The 5,277-nt window shown below is 62.3% G+C and carries 3 protein-coding genes and 1 pseudogene; 1 reads left to right on the top strand and 3 read right to left on the bottom strand.

Going from position 1 to position 5,277, the window contains the following annotated elements:
- Positions 1-181: 181 nt before the first annotated feature.
- Positions 182-1,054 carry a serine hydrolase domain-containing protein gene (locus tag AC792_RS01355; protein WP_049828801.1) on the top strand — a complete coding sequence of 291 codons (873 nt, stop codon included), beginning with the start codon at positions 182-184 and terminating at the stop codon, positions 1,052-1,054.
- A 108-nt stretch (positions 1,055-1,162) separates the two neighbouring features.
- Here AC792_RS01355 and AC792_RS17600 read toward each other — a convergent pair.
- From AC792_RS17600 to AC792_RS15955, 3 genes and pseudogenes are all read right to left on the bottom strand, one after another.
- Positions 1,163-3,239 (bottom strand): annotated as a pseudogene (locus tag AC792_RS17600) (iron ABC transporter permease).
- Positions 3,240-3,289: 50 nt separating this feature from the next.
- Entirely contained in the window at positions 3,290-4,348 is a 1,059-nt protein-coding gene (locus AC792_RS01365) for an iron-siderophore ABC transporter substrate-binding protein (protein WP_049828799.1), read from the bottom strand.
- A gap of 11 nt (positions 4,349-4,359) precedes the next feature.
- Complete coding sequence (locus AC792_RS15955; protein WP_082177245.1) at positions 4,360-5,193, bottom strand: ABC transporter ATP-binding protein; 834 nt, start codon at positions 5,191-5,193, stop codon at positions 4,360-4,362.
- Positions 5,194-5,277 lie beyond the last annotated feature (84 nt).

Here is a 5,277-nt window from a genome sequence, read left to right on the forward strand (position 1 = left end):
ACCAGGAAGCCCTGATCTCCTGCTGAAAAGCGCAAACGGAGGTTCGAGGCACCTCAAGCTGTCTTTGAGTGGACTCGAAGAACGACACGGAAGCTATGTGTCTCCTCCTCGTGCCTCGCATCTCATGGGTCACCGGTCACGTTGTAGCAATGCTTCCTCTACCGGGGAGGATGGGGGTGTGATGGATGCGGCTGGTGTTCGGGATCGGATAGTGGGCGAAGTGGATGCTTCTGATTTCACCGCTCATGGGGTGCATGTGTTGCTGGGTGAGGATTCTGCGGGGTTTCTGTGGTCGGCTGATAGGCGCCGAGATGTTCATTCGGTTGCTAAGGGGGTGTGTGTTATGGCTGCGGGTATTGCTGCTGATGAGGGTCTGGTTTCTTGGGATGAGCCGGTGAGGACCTATGTGCCGGGTGTGTTGCTGGGTAGAGGCGTTGAGGAGGTGACCCTCCGTCATCTTTTATCGATGACCAGTGGTATTGGGTTGGCCTGGTCGGAGACGATGATGACTGACTGGCCTGATCTGGCGGTGGAGTTTCTCAGCCGTCCTTCATCTGGCCGTGTCTTTCAGTATTCGAATGCGAGTACTTATACGGCGATGCGGGTGCTCGCCTCCGTGGCCGGCGATGTTGTGCAATATCTGGTACCGCGCTTGTTCGAACCCCTTGGTATCGCTGGTGTCGAGTGGGAGCGCTGCCCGCGAGGCTACGTTGTTGCAGGTGGTGGGCTGAGCCTGCGGATCGAGGAGCTCGCAAGGATCGGGCGGCTGATCCGTGATGGAGGTCGGTGGCAGGGACGTGAACTGGTGTCGGGCGAGCATATCGAGGCGATGCACTCTGCGTGGGTGGCAGCCGGCGTCAACCCTGGGTACGAGCGTTATGCCCTGGCTGGTTGGGGTGGCCCAGGAAAGGCCTGGAGGTTACACGGGGCGTATGGGCAGCTTCTGATTTTTCGCGGGGATGCGGTGGTGACGATGAGCGCTGATGATCACTTCGGTGCGGATGCTATGGCATCGTTCGTCGTGAAGACGCTCGAGGATCATCTTTCTGCGTGATCCGGTCATCCGATTAACAGCCTCTACGCACCTCCGGTGGTGATCGTCTGTGATGCTTCTCGGCGAAGTCGAAGTCGATGTCGGGTGGGTATGAGTATGGTGTGGTGGCTAGTTGCGTGCACGGTTCAGTAGCCACACGAAGTACGGTGCGCCGATCAGGGCGATCATCAGACCTGCGGGTAGTTGAGACGGTGCGATGAGTGTTCGCCCCAAGGTGTCGGCGATGAGGACCAGGAGGCTCCCGAGGAGCATCGCGACGGGGATGACCCGGTTGTGGCGTGCGCCTACGAGACTGCGGGCCAGGTGCGGTGCGATGAGTCCGACGAACCCGACGGTGCCTACCGCGACGACGGACACGGCCGCCAGTAGTGCTGCCAGAGCCAGGGCGCCAAGGCGTAGGCGATGTGGTGGTACTCCGAGGATGCGTGGGGTGTCTTCGTCGATTGCCAGCAGATCGAGGTGACGGCGTATACCCCAGAGCAGGGGTACTGCGAGGACGAGGACCACCATGACGGGCAGGATGTCCGGTAACGATCGGCCGTATGTGGTGCCCGACAGCCAGGTGAGGATCCTCGGTGTTTTCCATGGGTCTGAGCGTAGGAGGAGGAAGGTACTCACCGCGCTCAGCGCGTATCCGCACCCGATCCCGATCAGGACGAAGCGGTCCGGTAGTAGACCCCCCCCGCGAGGCGAGGAGGGTGATCAGGGCGAAGGTCGCCAAGCCCATGAGCACGGCCATCGTGATCAGTGCTGGGCGCCCTCCTCCGCCGATACCGGTGGTGACGACGATGACGGCGCCCAGCCCGGCGCCTGCGGTGATTCCGAGGAGACCCGGTTCGGCTAAGGGATTGCGGACGGTGCCTTGAACGGCGGTACCGGCAAGGGCGAGTGCTGCTCCTGCGAGAACAGCAGCGCCGATGCGTGGGGCGCGTTCATCAAGTGCCCGGGAGATCAGGTCGGGAGCGGCGTGCTGTATCCAAAGGATGATGTCGCCGGTGCGCAGCCATAGGCTCCCGGCAAGTAGACCGACCAGCATCGCGGCGAGAAGTGCTGCGGATGTGAGCACGAGAACAGTGGTGAAACGTGTGCGGGTTCGTAGTGCGGAGCGGGCAGGAGCAGCCGCCCGCGCTGTACCCGAGTCACGCATCCGAAGGGCGAGGATCACGATGATCACCCCGCCGATCAGGGCTGTCGGTATCCCGGTAGGGACGGAGGCAGCACCTTCAGCTCCGAGAATCGTACGTAGGGTCGCGTCGGCGAGAAGAATCAGGAGCGCTCCGATGAGCCCGGTAGCGGGAACGAGAAGACCATGACGTCGCAGGGCCTGGATCCGGTGGGCGATCAGACGTGTCAGGACGGGGGCGCCTAAACCGATGAACGCGATCGGGCCGGCGAGGGTGACGGATGTGCTTGTCAGCAGCACGGCGAAGAGCACCGCCATGATCCTGGTCGAGCGGACAGGTACGCCCAGAGACGACGCAGTGTCCTCGCCGAGGCCGAGGACATCGAGCCGACGCGACAAGAGCAGGGCGAGAAGCAGGACACCGATGATCAAGGGTGCAGCGCGGGTGGAGGCATCGAGGTTGAGCTGTGTGAGAGATCCACTGCCCCAGGCGAAGAGACCGGTGGTGTTTTCCCTGAACAGGATCAGAAGCATCGCGCTACCGGCGTCCAAGGCCATGGCGATGGCGGACCCGGCGAGGATCAGACGAGTCGTGGAGGTTTCGCCGGCCCGACCGGTCAGTCCCAGAACGAGGACTGCAGCAAGGATCCCACCGAGGAAGGCGACACCACTGGATGCCCACAGTGGGACGGCCAGACCGAAGGCGGCGACCATGGTCAACGAGAAGTACGCCCCCGCGGTCACTGCCAGCGTGTCAGGGGACGCCAGCTGATTACGGGTGATCGACTGCAGGAGGGATTCGGCAACTCCGAGAGCGAAGCCGACGAGGATCCCGGCGCAGAGCCTCGGCAGCCGAGACCCGGTGAAAATGTCCTTGACCGGTACCCCGTTGATGCTCACATCCTCACCGCGGAAGGCACGCAGTAATTCGCTTGCGCCTATCCCGGATGTTCCCTGGGTCAGATGCCACAGCCCGACGGTGATCACGGCTATGACCAGCACGACCAGGCATCCGGCTCCGCTGATGATGCTTCGCCACGATGACAAAGCCCCGCCGGTCATCCCCTCGTTCTCGAGGTGATGACCGGCGGGGGCGGCAGTGTGTGAAGTGGTCACGTTCCTACGATGACATCGACGAATGCGTCGATGGCTTGTTCACCCGAACGCGGTCCGCCGGCTCCCCAGACACCCGGCGGGAACTCGAAGGCGCGTCCTTCCTCAACTGCCGGCAGTGACGTCCAGATGGGGCTCTTCAGGAGCTCACCGACATAGCTCTCGGCTGTCCCATCATTGGCGTAGATGATGTTCGCCTCACCGACGGCCGTCAAACCCTCGATATCGGTTTGAGCGAGACCGTAGGATGGGTCGACTCCACCGCTACCGTAGGACTCATCGATCTCATCGGTCCACGCACCCGTCAGACCGAGTTCCTCACCCAATTCGGTGAAGAGAGCGCCTTCCCCATAGGGGCGGATGGTGACGTTGCCGCTTTCGATCCACCCGTCGAAGAAGACGAAATCAGTGGTCGCCAGGTCCGCGTCCGCGACGTCGGCTTTCGCGTCGGCAAGATGCCGGTCGAAGTCCGCGAGTACTTGATCGGCCCGCTCCGTGCGACCGGTGGCCTCACCAATCAGGGAGAAAACTTTCTTCATGTTCGCGATCTGACCGTTGGCGTCGGAGCCGATGGTCGCCAGGACGGGCACGTCGCGCTCTTCGAGCTTCTTCAGAAGCTCGTCGTCCCCGTTGTAGGCCTCCATGATGATCAGATCGGGGTCAGCACCGTACAAGGCGTCGAGATCGGGTTCGCCCCGCTCACCCACACTGGTCACACCCTCAGGCATCGGCTCGGCGCTGACGTAGAGGTCGTACCCCTCGATCGAGGAAGCGCCCACAGGCGTCACACACAGGGACAGAAGATCCTCGGTCTGCTGCCACTCCAGGACCACGACCCGTTCAGCGGGCTTGTCGAGCTCGACAGTCCGGCCAAGGCTGTCAACGACCGACACCGGATCGGTGGTCGTCGTGGTCGTGTCATCGGCGCAACTCTGCGAGGAGACCGCTTCACCGGTCACGCCGGTCGCAGAGCTCACATCAGTTGTTCCGCAGCCACTCAAGGTCAGTGCTGTGATTCCTGTCATGGCGAGAAGAACCAGATGGTGGGGACGGATCATGGAGTGTCCTTTCAAGACGTGTGCGGGACTTGAGAAATTGTGGTGATGCCCTCGCCTGAGCGAGGGGCGTGCCGGCTGAGAGGATCAATCCGGAGCCGGCGCGTGCGTTCATCGACGCTGACATCGACCCGAAGGTCATAGGCGGTCTCGATGTTCTCCGCGGTCAGTACTTCTCGCGGTTCACCAGCTGCCAGGACTTGCCCGGATCTCATCAGAATGAGGTGATCGGCGACGCGTGCGGCGTGGTCCAGGTCATGCAATACCACCCCGACGGCAACGCCCTGAAGATCAGCGAGGTCACGGATAAGGTCCAGTGTCTCGACCTGGTAGCGCAGATCGAGGTGGTTCGTCGGCTCATCCAGTAAGACCACTCCGGTCTCCTGGGCCAGACACGCCGCCAGCCACACACGCTGTAACTCTCCTCCGGAAAGCTCACCGGCCGCACGCCCGGCCATACTGCTGACACCGGTGACCGTCATCGCGGAATCGATCACCAGACGGTCATGATCGCTCATGCCAGCGAATCGCCGCCTATATGGGTGCCGCCCGAATGAGACCACCTCCCGGACGCTCAACCCCTCAGGGGCCGTACGAGACTGGGCGAACAAAGTGACCTCCTGAGCGAACTCACGAACACTCAACGCCATCATCGACCGCCTGGCCGGCCTCGTACCATCCCCCACGTCCTCAGCCCCGGCAAGGGTCACTTCACCTGCACTGACAGGATGCAATCTCCCCAGACCACGCAGCACAGTGGACTTACCGGAACCATTAGGCCCCACCAACGCCGTAACCCTGCCCGTGGGGTTGCCCGCAAGTTGTGGACAGTTGATCAGGCGGCTTATGCCGGCTGAGCTTTATTGCTGGCGAGTAATTGCTCGTGTTCTATTGGCGTGGTGTAGCCCAGGGCCGAGTGGAGTCGGGAGCGG

The sequence above is a fragment of the Arthrobacter sp. RIT-PI-e genome (genome assembly GCF_001187915.1).
Taxonomy (GTDB): domain Bacteria; phylum Actinomycetota; class Actinomycetes; order Actinomycetales; family Micrococcaceae; genus Arthrobacter_D.

What these genes read in the sequence shown, in the direction of transcription:
- AC792_RS01355 (WP_049828801.1), top strand. Translation starts at nt 182, where the DNA reads ATGGATGCGGCTGGTGTTCGGGATCGGATAGTGGGCGAAGTGGATGCT.
- AC792_RS01365 (WP_049828799.1), bottom strand. Translation starts at nt 4,348, where the DNA reads ATGATCCGTCCCCACCATCTGGTTCTTCTCGCCATGACAGGAATCACA.